15 protein-coding genes are annotated in these 19,856 nt (G+C 56.9%); 13 read left to right on the top strand and 2 right to left on the bottom strand.

The genetic code is table 11. From position 1 onward, the window contains the following. Window positions 1-55 precede the first annotated feature (55 nt). The 7 genes from D9K61_RS14695 (at window position 56) to nusG (ending at window position 6,335) form a co-directional block, all read left to right on the top strand. Window positions 56-934, top strand: a complete 879-nt coding sequence (locus D9K61_RS14695) for a LysR family transcriptional regulator (RefSeq protein ID WP_120633945.1) — start codon at window positions 56-58, stop codon at window positions 932-934. A gap of 98 nt (window positions 935-1,032) precedes the next feature. Then, entirely contained in the window at window positions 1,033-2,460 is a 1,428-nt protein-coding gene (gene ccoG / locus D9K61_RS14690) for a cytochrome c oxidase accessory protein CcoG (protein ID WP_120633944.1), read from the top strand. Between the two features lie 2 nt (window positions 2,461-2,462). Beyond that, window positions 2,463-2,921 (top strand): FixH family protein, encoded by a 459-nt coding sequence (locus D9K61_RS14685; RefSeq protein ID WP_120633943.1) that lies wholly within the window; start codon window positions 2,463-2,465, stop codon window positions 2,919-2,921. Between the two features lie 5 nt (window positions 2,922-2,926). Continuing rightward, a complete protein-coding gene (locus D9K61_RS14680; protein ID WP_120633942.1) occupies window positions 2,927-5,104 on the top strand; it encodes a heavy metal translocating P-type ATPase in 2,178 nt (725 codons plus the stop codon). 5 nt (window positions 5,105-5,109) lie between these two features. Further along, window positions 5,110-5,268 carry a cbb3-type cytochrome oxidase assembly protein CcoS gene (gene ccoS / locus D9K61_RS14675; protein ID WP_120633941.1) on the top strand — a complete coding sequence of 53 codons (159 nt, stop codon included), beginning with the start codon at window positions 5,110-5,112 and terminating at the stop codon, window positions 5,266-5,268. A gap of 100 nt (window positions 5,269-5,368) precedes the next feature. Further along, window positions 5,369-5,566, top strand: a complete 198-nt coding sequence (secE, locus tag D9K61_RS14670; protein WP_120633940.1) for a preprotein translocase subunit SecE — start codon at window positions 5,369-5,371, stop codon at window positions 5,564-5,566. A gap of 235 nt (window positions 5,567-5,801) precedes the next feature. Continuing rightward, window positions 5,802-6,335: a transcription termination/antitermination protein NusG gene (nusG, locus tag D9K61_RS14665; protein WP_120633996.1), complete on the top strand. Its 534-nt coding sequence runs from the start codon at window positions 5,802-5,804 to the stop codon at window positions 6,333-6,335. 126 nt (window positions 6,336-6,461) lie between these two features. On the opposite strand, the gene D9K61_RS14660 is transcribed toward nusG, so the two are convergent. Beyond that, window positions 6,462-7,283, bottom strand: coding sequence for an SDR family NAD(P)-dependent oxidoreductase (locus D9K61_RS14660; protein ID WP_162946914.1), 822 nt, complete (start codon window positions 7,281-7,283; stop codon window positions 6,462-6,464). 273 nt (window positions 7,284-7,556) lie between these two features. Here D9K61_RS14660 and rplK point away from each other — a divergent pair, with 273 nt between their 5' ends. Both rplK and rplA read left to right on the top strand, forming a co-directional pair. Then, window positions 7,557-8,006 carry a 50S ribosomal protein L11 gene (gene rplK, locus D9K61_RS14655; RefSeq protein ID WP_085823307.1) on the top strand — a complete coding sequence of 150 codons (450 nt, stop codon included), beginning with the start codon at window positions 7,557-7,559 and terminating at the stop codon, window positions 8,004-8,006. Between the two features lies 1 nt (window position 8,007). Next, entirely contained in the window at window positions 8,008-8,706 is a 699-nt protein-coding gene (gene rplA, locus D9K61_RS14650) for a 50S ribosomal protein L1 (RefSeq protein ID WP_120633938.1), read from the top strand. 72 nt (window positions 8,707-8,778) lie between these two features. On the opposite strand, the gene D9K61_RS14645 is transcribed toward rplA, so the two are convergent. Then, window positions 8,779-9,606, bottom strand: a complete 828-nt coding sequence (locus D9K61_RS14645) for an aminoglycoside phosphotransferase family protein (RefSeq protein ID WP_162946913.1) — start codon at window positions 9,604-9,606, stop codon at window positions 8,779-8,781. A gap of 563 nt (window positions 9,607-10,169) precedes the next feature. Between D9K61_RS14645 and rplJ the strand changes: the two genes are divergently transcribed. From rplJ to rpoC, 4 genes are all read left to right on the top strand, one after another. After that, on the top strand, window positions 10,170-10,688 hold the full coding sequence (rplJ, locus tag D9K61_RS14640; protein WP_120633936.1) for a 50S ribosomal protein L10: 519 nt from the start codon (window positions 10,170-10,172) through the stop codon (window positions 10,686-10,688). Window positions 10,689-10,767: 79 nt separating this feature from the next. Next, window positions 10,768-11,142: a 50S ribosomal protein L7/L12 gene (gene rplL / locus D9K61_RS14635; RefSeq protein ID WP_010441182.1), complete on the top strand. Its 375-nt coding sequence runs from the start codon at window positions 10,768-10,770 to the stop codon at window positions 11,140-11,142. Between the two features lie 251 nt (window positions 11,143-11,393). After that, on the top strand, window positions 11,394-15,527 hold the full coding sequence (gene rpoB / locus D9K61_RS14630) for a DNA-directed RNA polymerase subunit beta (RefSeq protein WP_120633935.1): 4,134 nt from the start codon (window positions 11,394-11,396) through the stop codon (window positions 15,525-15,527). 49 nt (window positions 15,528-15,576) lie between these two features. Then, a complete protein-coding gene (gene rpoC / locus D9K61_RS14625; protein WP_120633934.1) occupies window positions 15,577-19,818 on the top strand; it encodes a DNA-directed RNA polymerase subunit beta' in 4,242 nt (1,413 codons plus the stop codon). Window positions 19,819-19,856: the final 38 nt, after the last annotated feature.

Below are 19,856 nucleotides of genomic sequence, written 5' to 3'. Positions count from 1 at the left end.
TTGAGGCAAGAAATGCGACTCAATTGCAATTCTTATATGTAAGGGGAAATTACATATGGATTGGCTCAACCTACCGCCGCTGGCTTCGCTCAGAGCCTTCTCAGCCTTTGCTGAAAAGGGTGGTGTGGTTTTGGCCGGGGCCGCGCTAAATGTCAGCCATGCTGCAATAAGCCAACAATTGCGCGCCTTGGAAAAGCACATGGGTGTCGCCTTGTTGGACCGAACTGGAAAGTCGTTGTCGCTGACCACAGAAGGGCAGCAACTGGCACGTGCTTTGCAACTTGGGTTTGGTTCAATCGGTACCGCTGTCGAGGATTTGATGCGGACAGGCGAAGAACGCCCGGTTCATGTTTCACTGACCGCATCCTTTGCGGCGTTCTGGTTGATGCCGCGCCTGCCGGCTTTTCAGGCGGAACATCCTAACGTGAATCTGGCGCTCGATCCGACCCCGCACCTTGTCACGCTAAACCCCGGCGGGGTGGATGTTGCAATCCGATACGGTGTAGGCGGCTGGCCCGGGGTCGACGGCGAGATGTTGCTTGAAACGCCATTTGTCATTGTTGCAGCGCCCAGTTTGCTGGGGGACAAGACTTCGTGGACTCCAGAAGATCTTGGCCAGCTGCCATGGCTAGAGGAATTCGGAACAACCGAGGCGACGACATGGCTGGCCAAACGCGGTGTGGATCACGGACCCAGCGCCGGAAGTATCTCTCTTCCGGGGAATTTGCTGCTGGAGGGGCTTCGCGCGGGTCAGGGAGTGACGGCCACCGTGCGACATTTCGTCGAGCAGGACATCGCCTCGGGTCGGCTGATTGAACTGTATGCCGAGTCGGAAGGCAGCGGATACCACGTATTGACTGGTAAAACGCCTGTCAGACCGGCCGTGAAGACCTTTGTGAGATGGCTAAAACATCAGGCACGGGAAATGTGTTAAAAGATGTTTGTTTGATGCGCGTTTTGACCCATGTCAAAGTTTACCAGCACATGATCTGGAAGAAGCGTTCCAAGAACATCCATTAGTGGAGCCAGCCAGTGAGCGATTCCGATCCCGCACCCAGCCTGTACGCCCCCCGAGAGCCCATTTTCCCAAGGCGCGTATCCGGTCCGTTTCGCAATCTGAAATGGATCATACTTCTGGTTACGCTGGGCATCTATTATGTGACACCGTGGATCAGGTGGGATCGCGGCCCCAGCCTGCCGGATCAGGCAGTCCTGCTGGACTTGGCAAACCGCCGGTTTTACTTTTTCTGGATCGAGATCTGGCCGCACGAGTTCTATTTTGTGGCAGGTCTGCTGATCATGGCGGGTCTTGGCCTGTTCCTGTTCACCTCGGCTCTTGGTCGCGTGTGGTGCGGATATGCCTGCCCGCAGACCGTCTGGACCGACCTTTTCATTCTGGTCGAGCGCTGGATCGAAGGTGACCGAAATGCCCGGTTGCGATTGCAACGGCAGGAGAAAATGGATCTCCGCAAAGCAAGGCTTCGGCTGACGAAATGGGTATCCTGGTTCCTGATCGGCCTGGCCACGGGTGGCGCGTGGGTATTCTATTTTGCCGATGCCCCAACTCTGGCGCGGGATCTGGTGACCGGCAATGCGCATCCGGTTGCCTACACAACCATGTTGATCCTGACCGGAACGACCTTTTTCTTCGGCGGGTTCGCTCGTGAGCAGATTTGTATCTATGCGTGCCCCTGGCCGCGCATTCAGGCTGCAATGATGGATGAGGACACGCTGGTCGTTGGTTATCGCGAATGGCGGGGCGAGCCTCGTGGCAAAGGCAAGCGGACGACCGATTCTGAGCTGGGCGATTGTATTGATTGCATGGCCTGCGTGAATGTCTGTCCTGTGGGCATCGACATACGGGATGGCCAGCAGCTGGAATGCATCACGTGTGCCTTATGTATCGACGCGTGCGACGACATGATGGCCAAGATTGGCAAACCTCGGGGTCTGGTTGACTACATGGCGCTGAGTGACGAAACCAACGAACGATCGGGTGAGCCACCCAGAAGCGTTTGGAAACATGTCTTCCGCCCCCGCACCGTTATGTACACCGCGCTTTGGTCGCTGGTTGGCTTTGCGCTGATGTTTGCCTTGTTCATCCGCTCGGACATCGATCTGACCGTCGCGCCGGTGCGAAACCCAACTTTCGTAACCCTTTCAGATGGCACGATCCGCAACACATATGACGTTCGGTTGCGCAACAAGCATGGCGAGGATCGGTTGTTCAAGCTGTCTCTGACCGGCGATTCTGCGATGAAACTGGCAATCGAGGGCACGGAAATTGACACTGTGAACGTCACTGCGGATACGGCACAATTGACCCGCGTGTACATCGTGTCTTCCAAGGATACGGTGCCTGCAAGCGCTGATGCAACGCCGGTGCGGATCTGGGTGGAAGACCTGAGCAGCGGTGAACGCGCCTATAAGGACACCACGTTCAATGGACGAGGGAACTGATCATGGCTGAGCGAAAATTCACCGGAAAACACGCTTTGGCGGTTTTTGTCGCGGCGTTCACCGTGATTATTGGCGTGAACCTTGTGCTGGCCTACAGCGCGGTCAAAACCTTCCCGGGGCTTGAGGTCAAGAATTCTTACGTGGCCAGTCAGGAGTTCAACACGCGACTGAAAGAACATCAGGCATTGGGTTGGGAAATTCGGGCCGAGGTCAAAGGTGGTCTGTTGATCCTGCATATCACGGACCAAAGTGGTGCACCGGTTCAGGTGGCCGAACTTCAGGCTGTAGTCGGGCGCGCAACCCATGTGCGCGACGATTTCACACCGGATTTTTCGTTCGACGGGACGGCCTATGCCACACCCGCCACATTGGGTGAGGGAAACTGGAACGTCCGGTTGGTGGCGCGCGACAGCGACGGCGCAGAGTTTGCGCAGCGCGTTCCGTTTTATGTGAAAGGGTAGGGGCTGTGACAGCGCACCTTTCTTCCGGTACTGCGGCTTGTCCGGGTTGCATTGCCACGCCGCCAGAGCCTGCCCGCCCCATTCCGGAAGATGTGCAAATCGCCTTGTCTCTGCCGGGTATTCATTGTTCGGCCTGCATTGCGACGGTTGAACGAGAACTGAATGCCCATCCCGGTGTCGAAGATGCGCGGGTGAACCTGACGCTTAAACGCGCCATGATCAAAGCTGTGCCCGAGACGTCGGCCGCAGATTTGATCCCCGTGTTGGAAGGTGTGGGGTTTGAGGCGCATGAATTGGACCCCGGCGCTTTGGCGGCTACGCAGACCAACAAGGCTGGGCGCGATTTATTGATGAGGTTGGCAGTTGCCGGGTTCGCCTCAATGAATGTGATGTTGCTGTCTGTCTCGGTCTGGTCCGGGGCAAGCGACGCAACGCGCGACATGTTCCACTGGATTTCGGCTGCGATTGCCTTGCCTGCGATTGCCTTTTCCGCGCAACCTTTCTTTGCCAACGCCTGGAGCGCACTGCGCGTCAGACGACTGAATATGGATGTGCCAATTGTGCTGGCCATTCTGCTGGCGTTGATCACATCACTTTGGGAAACCGCGCTTAGTGGCGAGCATGCATATTTTGATGCTGCTTTGACCCTGACCTTCTTTTTGTTGGCTGGGCGCTATTTGGATTATCGCACACGGGCCGCAGCGCGGTCTGCTGCCGAAGAATTGACAGCGCTGGAGGTTCCCCGCGCCATTCGTGTAATGGATGGGGTCGAAAAAGAAGTCGCCGTCGCCACGTTGAACTTGGGCGACCTGATCCTGGTGCGCCCGGGGGGGCGGATGCCTGTCGATGGTCAAATCGTTTCCGGCCGGTCCGAATTGGATCGCTCGTTATTGACCGGTGAAACCCTGCCTGTGTTTGCTGAAATCGGCCACTCTGTTAGTGCGGGCGAGGTTAACCTGACAGGGCCTCTGACGATCCGCGCGACAGCGGTAGGCGAAGACACCTCATTGCATCGCATGGCTGACCTGGTGGCCATCGCCGAATCCGGTCGGTCGCGATACACGTCGCTGGCAGACAAGGCTGCCAAGCTTTACGCGCCGGGCGTTCACATCCTGTCAGCGCTCAGCTTTGTGGGGTGGCTCATCTACTCAGGCGATCTACGCACGGCGCTGAATATCGCCGCGGCGGTTTTGATAATCACCTGTCCCTGCGCACTGGGTCTAGCGGTGCCTGCGGTCACAACGGCAGCCTCGGGCCGGTTGTTTCGCAAGGGGATGCTGATCAAACATGCTACTGCGCTGGAACGATTGTCCGAAGTGGACACGGTTGTTTTCGACAAGACAGGTACGCTCACGTCAGGGACGCCGGAGCTAACGAATCTGGGCGCGCATTCCCGCGAGGATCTTGAAGTCGCACTTGCACTGGCCGAAGCCTCGGCACATCCGTTGTCCGCAGCGTTGGCCAAAGCGGCCCGTGCGGCGGGGGTAAAACCTGCCGATCTGCGCGAGATCACTGAGATTCCAGGGTACGGAACCGAAGGTGAATTGCATGGTCAACGGGTACGTCTGGGGCGCGCTGCCTGGGTGGGAGGTGAACAAGGTGTGGAAACCTTCGCCTGGTTGGCAATCGGCGACAAGGCTCCCGTGGCTTTCCAGTTCTCGGATGCTTTACGTCAAGGCGCGGTTGACGCGGTTCGGGCGTTTCGGTCCACAGGCAAAGACGTCATTCTGATCTCTGGTGACTCGCAAGGTGCCGTGCGTATAATGGCTGATAGGCTGGGGATCGAGACGTGGATGGCCGAAGCCTTGCCACAGGATAAGGCCCAACGCATTCAGGAACTGGGCAGTCATGGCCATCGCGTGCTGATGGTGGGCGACGGTCTGAACGATACCGCTGCACTGGCGGCAGCCCATGTTTCAATCTCTCCGGCCTCAGCATTGGATGCAGCGCGGGTTGCATCAGATATCGTGCTGCTGGGCAACGATTTGTCGCCCATTGCAGATGCCTGTGACACAGCAGTCAAAGCCACCCGGCGCATTCGCGAGAACTTCCGGATCGCGACCGTCTATAACGTGATCGCCGTGCCACTGGCCGTGGCTGGCCTGGCGACGCCCTTGATCGCGGCCTTGGCGATGTCGACCTCATCGATTACGGTGTCTTTGAACGCGCTGCGGTTGAGGTGATGTGAATGGACGTTCTCGCCTATCTGATCCCGATTTCATTGTTTCTGGGCGGAGTTGGTCTGGTTGCATTTGTCTATACCGTGCGTTCGAACCAGTACGAAGATCCTGAAGGAGACGCGCGCCGGATCCTGAGCGATGAATGGGACGATAAACCCAAGCCCTGACCAGGGCGGCTCCAAAAATCAGAGTTGATCCAACTGCCCTTGAAATTGCCGCAATGCCCGGCTATGTCCCGCCCATCCGCTAGCAGAGAGATAACGCCAAATGGCTACCACCAACCCGATCCAGTTCATTCAGCAAGTCCGTGCCGAAGTTGCAAAGGTCGTCTGGCCCACGCGGCGCGAGGTGCTGTTGACCACGGTTATGGTGTTCATCATGGCAGCTTTGACGGCTGTGTTCTTCGCGCTGGTTGATCTGGGTATTCGTGGTGGTCTGCAGCTGATCCTGACCTCCTTCGGATAAGGCGGATCTTTCGGGGCCAAAACGCTGCTGAAATTGCAATGCAATTGCCTCTGCCCTCTTGCACAGTGCGCGATGTCAGAGTAGGTGACGCGGTACCTTTTGGGATAGGCGTGCGGCGATTCGGACTGCGCGCCGCTTTTTATTCCGAACGACGCGGTGGCTCCGCGATAGGATTTTAATTCAGGCTGCGTCCGAAAATGTGATGCGGCCTAAGGCAAACAAGGACGACAGGTTCATGGCGAAACGGTGGTACTCGGTCAGCGTTCTTTCGAATTTCGAAAAGAAGATCGCAGAGCAGATCCGCACGTCGGTGGCTGAACAGGGCCTTGAGGACGATATCGACGAGGTTCTGGTGCCCACCGAAGAGGTGATCGAAGTGCGCCGGGGTAAGAAAGTCACGACCGAACGCCGCTTTATGCCCGGTTATGTGCTGGTGCATATGGAAATGTCCGATCAGGGCTATCACCTGGTTAACTCGATCAACCGGGTCACCGGGTTTCTTGGCCCGCAAGGTCGTCCGATGCCGATGCGCGATGCCGAGGTCAACCAGATCCTCAACCGTGTCCAGGAGGGCGAAGACGCGCCCAAGCTGCTGATCAGCTTTGAGGTCGGCGAGAAGGTCAAGGTCAACGACGGCCCGTTCGAGGATTTCGACGGCATGGTTGAAGGCGTGGACGACGACAACCAGAAACTGAAGGTTTCGGTGTCGATCTTCGGTCGGGAAACCCCGGTCGAGCTGGATTTTGTTCAGGTTACCAAGCAGAGCTAAGAAGCTTCTCAGCGAATTTTGAAACGCCGCGATGCTACATGCAACGTGGCGTTTTATTATGTCTGCTTAACGGACCTTTTTGCCATTCCCATTCAATTGATCAATCCAAAGACATTTGCATAACTATCAAAGGCTCGTCAGGGTCTGGTCTGCTACCATTGCGACGGCTTGTTCCATGGCTGTATCAGGGACATGAGGGTGCGAAAAAATCCAGAACTTGCCATCGGCAATTGACGTTAGGACGATACGACTAGCTTCTTTGGGGTCCATTCCATTTGCGATGACTGGCTTGATCATTGCAGCGAATTGGCGCGCCTCTTCTGTCTCCTGATGCTTGGCAACAGATTCAGGTGTTCTGTTACGCATGCTATCCAATATTTCCGTTTTTACGGCACTTGGGCAAAACACCGAAGCTGACAGCGGGGAATTTGCAGACCGCAGATCCCGCTCAAGGCTTTGCATCAACCCTACAACACCAAACTTTGAAACATTATAGGCGGCAAGATGGCTGGTCCCGTACAGCCCGGATTCGGATGCAGTACTATTTATGTGGCCAAACCCTTGCCGCTCCATAATCGGTAAGAAAACCTGCACGCCGTTGATCGGCCCCCAGAGATTGACCGACAACGTCCAGCGCCAATCCTCCATCGAAGTGTCCTGTGTCCGACCTGTTGGTCCAACACCAGCGTTGTTGAACAGGAAATCGACCTGGCCAAACCTTTCCGACGTGGATGTCGCAAGAGCCTCAACCTGGTCCAATTGAGAAACATCTGTAGGCACACAGAGCGTTTCGGTGTCGCTCAACTCCGCAGACAGCGCTTGGAGTGGTTCGGAATTGTAGCCAGCTAAGACCAGTTTCATTCCCGCCTCTGAGCACACACGAGCAATGCCTTTGCCAATGCCACTCCCAGCACCAGTGATGACCGCTACCTTGCCCTCAAAATCCATTTCGCTTGTCCAAATCAACAATCCCAAAATCAAGTTGTCATTTACCAAGCCTAGCCTTGGCCTTTTGATTTGGACAAGTACTTTGGGCACCTAAGCGGTCGTTTCGGATTATTGGGCCAGCCACTTGCCAACCCCTCCGTTCCTATGTAATGGCCCCCTATCGTCTTCGGGCGAGATTCTCTCGTGGGAGATTGCAGGGATCGCGATCCCGGATTGGACCACGCAACATAAATCGGGTGGGACGCGTCCTACCTACGTTGAAAGGAAAACCAAATGGCCAAGAAGCTTGCTGGTACAATGAAACTGCAGGTTCCTGCAGGTCAGGCGAACCCGTCGCCGCCAGTTGGTCCGGCGCTGGGTCAGCGCGGCATCAACATCATGGAATTCTGCAAGGCGTTCAACGCCAAGACCGCAGACATGGAGCAGGGCGCACCTTGCCCGACCGTGATCACCTATTATCAGGACAAGTCCTTCACCATGGACATCAAGACGCCGCCTGCGTCTTATTACCTGAAAAAAGCGGCTGGTCTGAAGCCGGTTGGCAAGCGGAATCGCCCCCGTGGCGCGGAAAACCCGGGTCGTGAGACCGTGGCATCCGTGACCTCTAAGCAGGTGCGTGAAATCGCCGAAGCCAAAATGAAGGATCTGAACGCCAACGACGTCGAAGGCGCAATGCAGATCATCCTGGGCTCGGCCCGCTCTATGGGCATCGAGGTGAAGTAAGATGGCAAAACTCGGTAAACGTACGCGCACTGCGCGCGAAGCTTTCGCTGGCAAGACAGAACTGTCGGTTGAAGAAGCGGTTGCACTGGTTAAGGCCCACGCAACTTCGAAGTTTGACGAAACCGTCGAGATTGCTCTGAACCTGGGCGTCGACACGCGGCACGCAGACCAGATGGTTCGTGGCGTTGTTGGTCTGCCTAACGGCACAGGCAAAGCGATGCGCGTTGCTGTTTTTGCTCGCGGCCCCAAGGCTGACGAAGCGAAAGAAGCTGGCGCGGATATCGTTGGTGCAGAGGATCTGATGGAAACCGTTCAGGGCGGCACCATCGAATTCGATCGCTGCATCGCGACCCCGGACATGATGCCTGTTGTTGGCCGTCTGGGTAAAGTTCTGGGCCCCCGCAACCTGATGCCGAACCCCAAAGTTGGCACCGTGACCATGGATGTGAAAGCAGCCGTGGAAGCAGCCAAAGGTGGTGAAGTTCAGTTCAAGGCGGAAAAAGGTGGCGTTGTGCACGCCGGTGTTGGCAAAGCGTCGTTCGACGAAGCCAAGCTGGTCGAAAACGTTCGTGCCTTTATCTCGGCCGTGGCCAAAGCCAAACCAGCAGGTGCCAAGGGCACCTACATGAAGAAAATCGCGCTGAGCTCAACCATGGGCCCCGGTGTGACTTTGGACGTGGCGACTGCTTCGGGCGAATAAGCTCTAGCTCTAGCTATGATAGAATTAGACCCGGGTGGTGCGAACTGCCCGGGTTTTTCTTTTTTGGGTTTTCTACCGAAAGGCTTGCTTAAGTCGAATTTCGAGCCGTGTACGCATGTGGTCCTCAAAGTCGCTGCACGTGTGATCCGGCTGGCATAGGCGCAGCCAGTCTTTCAACAGGCGTCCTCGGATACAGAAATCCAGAATTTCGATGTTGATGGGGTGGCAGTACAGCCTAAAGAACATCTCTTTGTTGCGTTTGAGGATGCCGCTGCGGTCCACATCGGCGCCGGCGCCATCCCGAAAGATATCGGATTTCAGAAAGTCGACGATGTCATAGACTGCGAGTTTGTCACGCGCTTCAGTGAAATCCAGCCCGATCGTTTGGCCTTGTCCGACGATCAGATTGAGGCCGTGAAAATCGCCATGCGAAAAAACCCGAATATCAGGGACGCCCTTTAGACGTTCTGCTTCGGCCAGCACGGAGTTGACCATCCGCTGGCTTTCTTCTGCAAGCTCCGGCGGAAGGGATTGGTACAGATCTTGAATGCTGTCGGTCATCCATTTTGGTCGAAAAGCGTAGTCCTCAGCAGGTCGAAATCCGTGCAGATCATTTAGCCATGACCCTGCGCGGCGAAAAACCTGGGCAACCTGATCGTCATTTGTGCTGTTGTAGATCAGGTCAACGGCTGTTGGCCGATCGATGAATTCGGTGACGAAAAAGGCGTTTCCGGGCGACAAATAAATCGGGTGCACAACCTGTGATGTTTTGTTGCCGCCAAAGTAGGTGGAAAGCTTCGTCAGCAGATCAAATTCGTCTTTAAGCCGCCCAGAGGCAGGAGACTCGGTATCGATCTTCAACGCATAGGTTCGCGTGCCCGACTGAACTTTTAGAACCATCCTGGAGTTTGGAAAGCCGTGAGATCTATAGCAACACTCGAATTGTGGCGCACCATCAGCTGGAAGCCGACACGAAAACTCGCCCACGAATTCGGATGCTAAGGCCTGTTCGCTTTCAGTTAGGTTGAACATTTCGGTTGGAAACCACATATTCCGGGTCAGAGTACCAGTCCGGCTCGACTGGACCCGAGCCGGTAACCGGTGTCAATGGGTCCAAACCAAGAGGTGCTTATGGTGTGCGCGAGCCTTTGTTGGCGAAGCCTGGCTGAAAGACCCGGTCGAGGCAATTTACCCCTTGGAAACCCCGCGCGTCTGCCCTAAAGAGAACTGCGGAGTAAAGCGTACGATTCGTCGTGCGCTTTATTTTGTTTCGTCCAAGACGGTGGGTGGGTCCATTCGGCCCCTTAATTCCCTGCCTGAGACGGGTAAGACCAAAGAATTTCGAGGGTCCCACCCTCGGGCGAATTTTGGCTCAATCCCGTAACAACGGACCTGAACGCCGGGGCGTAAGCCGCGGCAAATATGAGCCGGGGTGAAATATCACCCCAAACTTGGAGAGAACTGTGGATAGAGCCCAGAAAGAGAAAGTGGTCGAGGAACTCGGCCAAATCTTCGAAAGCTCTGGCGTCGTAGTGGTTTCGCACTACGCCGGTCTGACAGTTGCCGAGATGCAGGACCTTCGCGCACGTGCTCGTGACGCGGGTGGTGCCGTGCGTGTTGCCAAGAACAGGCTCGCCAAAATCGCCCTCGACGGAAAGCCATGTGAAAGCATTGCTGACCTGCTGACGGGTATGACCGTTCTGACCTATTCCGAGGACCCTGTGGCAGCAGCCAAAGTGGCCGAGGACTTCGCCAAGGAGAACCAAAAGTTCGAAATCCTTGGCGGTGCAATGGGCGAGAACGCTCTGGACCGCAAAGGCGTCGAAACAGTTTCGAAAATGCCGTCTCGCGAGGAGCTTATTGCTTCGATCGTGGGCTGCATTGGCGCACCTGCCTCGAACATCGCCGGCGCGATTGGCGCACCTGCAAGCAACATCGCAAGCATCCTTTCCACCATCGAAGAGAAGGCGGAAGCTGCGTAAGCGGTTGGCACTGAATGATCTGCGTAGGGTAAATACCCTGACGTTGGAACACACACTGTAAACGGAAAGAGCTGATACAATGGCTGATCTGAAAGCACTCGCAGAAAGCATCGTGGGTCTGACCCTGCTGGAAGCACAAGAACTGAAAACCATCCTCAAAGACGAATACGGCATCGAGCCCGCAGCTGGAGGCGCCGTAATGGTTGCAGCAGGCGGCGACGCCGGTGGCGCAGCCGAGGAAGAAAAAACCGAATTCGACGTCGTTCTGAAGAACGCCGGCGCTTCGAAAATCAACGTGATCAAAGAAGTTCGCGGCATCACCGGTCTTGGCCTGAAAGAAGCCAAAGAGCTGGTCGAAGCTGGCGGCAAGATCAAAGAAGGCGTGTCGAAAGACGAAGCCGAAGAAGTCAAAGGCAAGCTGGAAGCAGCTGGCGCCGAAGTCGAGCTGGCCTAAGCCATTCGACAGGTGCATCGCTGATGTGCCGCAAATTTTGGCTGGATCCGGTGAAATCCGGGTCCAGCCGAACCTGTCTTAGAAAGGGCCTCTGGTGCTGGGGTGTTTTCTAAGACGCGGTTCGCGGATCGGGAGGCCACCATTCGGGACGGTGGCCACGAATTGATCCGGACGTGTCGTCTCTAATGTGCAAGGCGCCGGGGCCCGACGGTGTCTTAGCCCGCTGAGAACATCGAAAGGTGACATCTGACATGGCTCAATCGTTCCTTGGCCAGAAACGTCTTCGGAAATATTACGGCAAAATCCGCGAAGTGCTGGAGATGCCGAACCTCATTGAGGTCCAGAAATCTTCTTATGATCTATTCCTGCGCTCCGGCGATGCAGAACAGCCCACAGACGGCGAAGGCATCAAAGGCGTGTTTCAGTCGGTTTTCCCGATCAAGGATTTCAACGAAACCTCCGTTCTGGAGTTCGTGAAATACGATCTGGAAAAACCCAAATACGACGTCGAAGAATGCATGCAGCGCGACATGACCTATAGCGCACCGCTGAAGGTCACTCTGCGTCTGATCGTGTTTGATGTTGATGAGGACACCGGCGCCAAGTCGGTCAAGGACATCAAGGAACAGGACGTGTTCATGGGCGACATGCCCCTGATGACGCCGAACGGTACCTTCGTCGTGAACGGCACCGAGCGTGTGATCGTGTCCCAGATGCACCGTTCGCCCGGTGTGTTCTTTGACCATGACAAAGGCAAAACGCATTCTTCGGGCAAGCTTTTGTTTGCCTGCCGCATCATCCCGTATCGCGGCAGCTGGCTGGACTTTGAGTTCGACGCCAAGGACATCGTCTTCGCCCGCATCGACCGTCGCCGCAAATTGCCTGTGACAACCCTGCTGTATGCGCTGGGTCTGGACCAGGAAGCAATCATGGACGCCTACTACAACACGGTGTCTTACAAGCTGGACAAGAAGAAGGGCTGGGTCACGCCGTTCTTCCCCGATCGTGTACGTGGCACGCGCCCGACCTATGATCTGGTTGATGCAAAATCCGGTGAGGTGATTGCAGAAGCAGGCAAGAAAGTTACGCCTCGCGCTGTCAAGAAACTGATCGAAGAGGGCACTGTCACCAACCTGTTGGTGCCGTTCGATCATATAGTCGGTAAATTTGTCGCCAAGGACATCATCAACGAAGAAACTGGCGCGATCTATGTCGAAGCCGGTGATGAGTTGACGCTGGAATACGACAAAGACGGCGACCTTATCGGTGGTTCTGCGAAAGAACTGATCGATGCGGGCGTCACCGATATCCCGGTTCTGGATATCGATAACGTCAATGTCGGCCCCTACATGCGCAACACCATGGCCGCAGACAAGAACATGGGCCGCGACACCGCGCTAATGGACATCTACCGCGTCATGCGTCCGGGCGAGCCGCCCACCGTCGAAGCGGCCTCGGCTTTGTTCGAAACGCTGTTCTTCGACAGCGAGCGCTATGATCTGTCGGCCGTTGGTCGCGTGAAGATGAACATGCGTCTTGCTCTGGATGCGCCGGATACGCTGCGCACCCTGCGTCGCGAAGATATCGTGGCCTGCATCAAGGCACTGGTTGAACTGCGCGATGGCAAAGGCGACATCGACGATATCGACCACCTCGGCAACCGTCGTGTGCGTTCGGTCGGCGAACTGATGGAAAATCAGTACCGTGTTGGCCTGTTGCGCATGGAGCGCGCGATCAAAGAGCGTATGTCGTCGGTCGAGATCGACACTGTCATGCCGCAGGACCTGATCAACGCGAAACCGGCTGCAGCTGCTGTTCGCGAATTCTTCGGTTCGTCGCAGCTGTCGCAGTTCATGGACCAGACCAACCCGCTGTCGGAAGTCACCCACAAACGTCGTCTCTCGGCGCTTGGCCCCGGTGGTCTGACGCGAGAGCGTGCGGGCTTTGAGGTGCGCGACGTACACCCGACCCACTATGGCCGGATGTGCCCGATTGAAACGCCGGAAGGCCCGAACATCGGTCTGATCAACTCGCTGGCCACCTTTGCCCGCGTGAACAAGTATGGCTTCATCGAAACACCATACCGCGTCGTCAAAGACGCCGAGGTGACCGATGAGGTTCACTACATGTCCGCGACCGAGGAAATGCGTCACACTGTGGCGCAGGCGAACGCGACACTGGATGCGGATGGCAAGTTCATCAACGATCTGGTTTCGACCCGTCAGTCCGGCGACTACACCCTTGCCCCGCGCGAGAATGTGGACCTGATCGACGTCAGCCCGAAACAGTTGGTATCGGTTGCTGCATCGCTGATCCCGTTCCTTGAAAATGACGACGCCAACCGCGCTCTGATGGGCTCGAACATGCAACGTCAGGCGGTTCCGCTGCTGCGGGCCGAGGCGCCGCTGGTCGGCACCGGGATCGAGGAAAAGGTGGCCATCGACTCAGGCGCTGCGATTCAGGCGAAACGTGCCGGTATCATCGACCAGGTCGATGCCCAGCGTATCGTTATCCGTGCTACTGAAGATCTGGAACTGGGCGACGCTGGCGTTGACATCTACCGTCTGCGCAAATTCCAGCGGTCGAACCAGAACACCTGCATCAACCAGCGTCCGCTGGTGAAAGTGGGTGACACCGTCACGAAAGGCGAGGTTGTCGCCGATGGTCCGTCCACCGATATCGGTGAACTGGCACTGGGTAAGAACGTGGTCGTCGCGTTCATGCCGTGGAACGGTTACAACTACGAAGACTCGATCCTGATCTCGGAACGTATCGCGCGTGATGACGTCTTTACCTCGGTCCATATCGAGGAATTCGAAGTCGCCGCTCGTGACACGAAGCTGGGCCCGGAAGAGATCACCCGCGACATCCCGAACGTCGGTGAAGAAGCGCTGCGCAACCTCGACGAGGCTGGCATCGTTTACATCGGCGCGGATGTTGAACCGGGCGATATTCTGGTCGGCAAGATCACTCCGAAGGGCGAAAGCCCGATGACCCCGGAAGAAAAGCTGCTGCGCGCCATCTTTGGTGAAAAAGCATCTGACGTGCGCGACACCTCGCTGCGCGTGAAGCCGGGTGATTACGGTACGGTCGTGGAAGTCCGCGTCTTCAACCGTCACGGCGTCGAGAAAGACGAGCGTGCGCTGCAGATCGAGCGTGAGGAAGTCGAACGTCTGGCCCGTGACCGGGATGACGAGCTGGCGATCCTTGACCGCAACATCTATGCGCGTCTGCAAGGTCTGATCCTGGGTAAAACCGCTGTCAAAGGCCCGAAAGGTGTCAAGGCAGGGTCGGTGATCACCGAGGAATTGCTGGACATGCTGACCCGTGGTCAGTGGTGGCAGCTGGCGTTGGAAGACGAGAAGGACGCCCAGATCGTAGAGGCTCTGAACGAGCAGTACGAAGTGCTCAAGCGCGCCCTGGACGCCCGTTTCGAAGACAAGGTCGAAAAAGTCCGTCGTGGTGACGACCTGCCGCCGGGTGTGATGAAGATGGTCAAAGTCTTCATCGCCGTGAAGCGTAAGCTGCAGCCGGGCGACAAGATGGCCGGTCGTCACGGGAACAAAGGTGTGATTTCCAAGGTTGTTCCGATGGAAGACATGCCGTTCCTGGCCGATGGTACGCCGGTTGACTTCTGTCTGAACCCGCTGGGTGTGCCTTCGCGTATGAACGTTGGTCAGATCCTTGAAACCCACATGGGTTGGGCCGCACGCGGTCTGGGTCTGAACATCGACGAGGCACTGGGTGAATACCGCCGTTCCGGCGACCTGACCCCGGTTCGCGAAGCGATGAAGCTGGCCTATGGCGAGAATGTCTATGAAGAAGGCATTGCCGGCATGGACGAAGGTCATCTGATCGAGGCGGCGGGCAACGTGACCCGCGGTGTCCCGATCGCGACCCCGGTCTTTGACGGTGCCAAAGAGGCTGACGTCAACGATGCGCTGGTGCGTGCGGGCTTCTCGGAAAGCGGTCAGTCGGTTCTGTTCGACGGTCGTACGGGTGAGCAATTCGCGCGTCCGGTCACCGTTGGCATCAAGTACCTGCTGAAACTGCACCACCTGGTGGATGACAAAATCCACGCGCGTTCGACCGGGCCGTACAGCCTGGTTACCCAGCAGCCGCTGGGTGGTAAGGCGCAGTTCGGTGGTCAGCGCTTTGGTGAGATGGAAGTCTGGGCTCTGGAAGCCTACGGCGCAGCCTACACCCTGCAGGAGATGCTCACCGTGAAATCGGATGACGTCGCCGGCCGGACCAAGGTCTATGAGTCGATCGTCAAGGGCGAGGATAACTTTGAAGCGGGCGTACCGGAATCGTTCAACGTTCTGGTGAAAGAAGTCCGTGGCCTCGGCCTGAATATGGAACTCCTGGATGCGGAGGAAGAGTAGGGGCGGCAACGCCCCAAACTCATCCCATCCCAATTTGTAAGGACGCAAAATGAACCAGGAAATCACCAACAACCCGTTCAACCCGCTGACGCCGCCCAAGGTTTTCGACGAGATCAAGGTCTCGTTGGCGTCGCCAGAGCGGATTCTGTCTTGGTCCTATGGCGAGATCAAGAAACCCGAAACCATCAACTACCGGACGTTCAAGCCCGAACGTGACGGCCTGTTCTGCGCGCGTATCTTTGGCCCGATCAAAGATTACGAATGTCTGTGCGGCAAATATAAGCGGATGAAGTATCGCGGCGTTGTCTGCGAGAAATGCGGTGTGGAAGTCACGCTGCAGAAAGTTCGCCGTGAACGTATGGGCCACATTGAGCTGGCCGCGCCGGTCGCGCACATCTGGTTCCTGAAGTCGCTGCCGTCGCGCATCGGCCTGATGCTGGATATGACGCTGCGCGATCTGGAACGTGTTCTGTACTTTGAAAACTATGTCGTCATCGAGCCCGGTCTGACCGACCTGTCTTATGGCCAGATGTTGAATGAAGAAGAGTACATGGACGCGCAGGATGCCTATGGCATGGACGCGTTCACTGCGAACATCGGTGCCGAAGCCATTCGTGAGATGCTGGCCCAGATCGATCTGGAAGCCGAAGCCGAGCAGCTGCGCGCTGATCTGGCCGAAGCAACAGGCGAATTGAAGCCTAAGAAGATCATCAAGCGTCTGAAGGTAGTCGAAAGCTTCCTCGAGTCGGGCAACCGGCCTGAGTGGATGGTGATGACGGTTATTCCGGTCATCCCGCCAGAGCTACGTCCGTTGGTACCGCTGGATGGTGGTCGTTTCGCGACCTCGGATCTGAACGATCTGTATCGCCGCGTCATCAACCGGAACAACCGTCTGAAGCGCCTGATCGAACTGCGCGCGCCTGACATCATCGTCCGCAACGAAAAGCGGATGTTGCAGGAATCCGTGGATGCTCTGTTCGACAACGGCCGTCGTGGCCGCGTGATCACCGGCGCCAACAAGCGTCCGCTGAAATCGCTGTCGGACATGCTGAAAGGCAAGCAGGGCCGCTTCCGTCAGAACCTTCTGGGCAAACGCGTCGACTTCTCAGGCCGTTCGGTGATTGTGACCGGTCCGGAGCTTAAGCTGCACCAGTGTGGTCTGCCCAAGAAGATGGCGCTGGAACTGTTCAAGCCGTTCATCTACTCGCGCCTCGAAGCCAAAGGTCTGTCTTCGACTGTCAAACAGGCGAAGAAACTGGTCGAGAAAGAGCGCCCCGAAGTGTGGGATATCCTCGACGAGGTGATCCGCGAACACCCTGTCATGCTGAACCGTGCGCCAACGCTGCACCGTCTTGGCATTCAGGCGTTCGAGCCGGTCCTGATCGAAGGTAAAGCCATCCAGCTGCACCCGCTGGTCTGTTCGGCCTTTAACGCCGACTTCGACGGTGACCAGATGGCTGTTCACGTCCCGCTGAGCCTTGAGGCCCAGCTGGAAGCGCGTGTTCTGATGATGTCGACGAACAACGTTCTGTCACCTGCAAACGGCGCGCCGATCATTGTTCCATCGCAGGATATGATCCTGGGTCTCTACTACGTGACGCTGGAACGCGAAGGCATGATCGGCGAAGGCAAGGTCTTTGGTTCGATCGAAGAAGTTCAGCACGCGCTGGACGCCGGTGAAGTGCATTTGCACACCAAGATCACCGCGCGGATCGCGCAGATCGACGGCGAAGGCAACGAAGTTCAACAGCGGTTTGAGACCACTCCGGGCCGTCTGCGCCTAGGTGCGCTGCTGCCAATGAACAACAAGGCCCCGTTCGAGCTGGTCAACCGTCTGCTGCGGAAGAAAGAAGTGCAGCAGGTGATCGACACCGTCTACCGTTATTGCGGTCAGAAAGAGTCGGTGATCTTCTGTGACCAGATCATGTCGATGGGCTTCAAAGAAGCGTTCAAGGCCGGTATTTCGTTCGGCAAGGACGACATGGTGATCCCGGGTGACAAGTGGGGCATCGTTGATGAGACCCGCAGTCAGGTGAAGGACTTTGAACAGCAGTACATGGACGGCCTGATCACTCAGGGCGAAAAGTACAACAAAGTTGTCGATGCCTGGTCGAAGTGTAACGACCGCGTCACTGATGCGATGATGGGCACGATCTCGTCTTCGGAGCGGGCAGCGGATGGGTCCGAACAGGAACCGAACTCGGTCTATATGATGGCGCACTCCGGTGCGCGTGGCTCGGTCACTCAGATGAAGCAGCTGGGCGGGATGCGCGGCCTGATGGCGAAGCCGAATGGCGACATCATCGAGACGCCGATCATCTCGAACTTCAAGGAAGGTCTGACCGTTCTTGAGTACTTCAACTCGACCCACGGTGCCCGTAAGGGTCTGTCGGATACCGCTCTGAAGACGGCGAACTCGGGTTACCTGACCCGTCGTCTTGTGGACGTGGCGCAGGACTGCATCGTTCGCGAGATCGATTGTGGTACCGAGCGTGCGATCACAGCCGAAGCGGCCGTCAACGATGGCGAAGTTGTCTCGTCGCTGGCGGAACGTGTGCTGGGCCGTGTCTCTGCCGATGATGTTCTGCGTCCAGGTACGGATGAAGTTCTGGTCGCCGCCGGTCAACTGATCGACGAGCGTATGGCTGACACCATCGACGAAGCTGGTGTTGCATCCATGCGCATCCGCTCGCCGCTGACCTGTGAGTCTGAAGAGGGCGTCTGCGCCACGTGCTACGGTCGTGACCTTGCACGCGGTACACGGGTTAACACTGGTGAAGCGGTCGGCATCATCGCCGCCCAGTCCATTGGTGAACCTGGTACACAGCTGACGATGCGGACCTTCCACATCGGCGGTGTTGCCCAGGGTGGTCAGCAGTCCTTCCAGGAAGCTAGCCAGGACGGTGTTGTGTCGTTCGAAAACCCGCAGATTCTGGTCAACTCGGCAGGTGAAAGCCTGGTGATGGGCCGGAACATGAAGCTGGTGATCAGCGACGAACATGGCGAAGAGCGTGCCAGCCACAAGCTGGGCTACGGCTCCAAGCTGTTTGTCAAAGACGGCGCCAAGGTGGCTCGTGGCGACAAGCTGTACGAATGGGACCCCTACACCCTGCCGATCATCGCTGAAAAAGCCGGTACCGCGAAATATGTTGACCTTGTGTCAGGCATTGCTGTCCGGGATGAGACCGACGATGCAACCGGCATGACCCAGAAGATCGTGATCGACTGGCGCGCCGCCCCCAAAGGCAGCGACCTCAAGCCCGAGATCATTCTCGTTGGTGAAGATGGCGAGCCGGTCCGCAATGATGCGGGCAACCCGGTTCACTATCCGATGTCGGTGGATGCGATCCTGTCGATCGAAGACGGTGAAAAAATCGAGGCTGGTGAAGTCGTTGCGCGTATCCCGCGTGAAGGCGCCAAGACCAAGGACATCACCGGTGGTCTGCCACGTGTGGCCGAACTGTTTGAAGCCCGTCGTCCAAAAGATCACGCGATCATCGCAGAAGCCGATGGTTACGTGCGCTTTGGCCGCGACTACAAGAACAAGCGCCGCATCAGCATCGAGCCGGCGGATGAGTCGATGGAAACGATTGAGTATATGGTGCCCAAGGGCAAACATATCCCGGTCGCGGAAGGCGACTTTATCCAGAAGGGTGAATACCTGATGGACGGTAACCCGGCCCCGCATGACATCCTGTCCATCATGGGTGTCGAAGCGCTGGCGGATTACATGATCGACGAAGTGCAGGATGTTTATCGTCTTCAGGGCGTGAAGATCAACGACAAGCACATCGAGGTCATCGTGCGCCAGATGCTGCAGAAGTGGGAGATCCTGGACTCGGGCGACTCGACCTTGCTGAAAGGCGAACATGTCGACAAGCAAGAGTTTGATGCGGCCAACGAAAAGACCCTCGCACGTGGCGGTCGCCCGGCACAGGGTGAGCCGATCCTGCTGGGGATTACCAAAGCCTCGCTGCAGACGCGTTCGTTCATCTCGGCGGCGTCGTTCCAGGAAACCACCCGGGTTCTGACCGAAGCTTCGGTTCAGGGCAAGAAAGACAAGCTGGTTGGCCTGAAAGAGAACGTCATCGTCGGCCGTCTGATCCCGGCCGGTACCGGTGGTGCGACACAAAGCGTACAGCGGGTCGCTCAGTCGCGTGACAACGTGGTGATCGAAGCACGCCGGGAAGAGGCCGAAGCGGCCGCTGCTCTGGCTGCGCCGGTTATGGATGACGACATGGTCGGAGACGAACTGGATGTTCTGGTGGAAACCCCGGAAAGCCGCGAGTAAGCACACTCTGATACCAAATGATCAGGCCCCGCATTTTT

The sequence above is a fragment of the Ruegeria sp. EL01 genome (assembly GCF_900313035.1).
Lineage (GTDB): Bacteria > Pseudomonadota > Alphaproteobacteria > Rhodobacterales > Rhodobacteraceae > Ruegeria.
The sequence above is the reverse complement of the archived record's forward strand: the minus strand, read 5'-3'. Positions and strand labels throughout refer to the sequence as shown.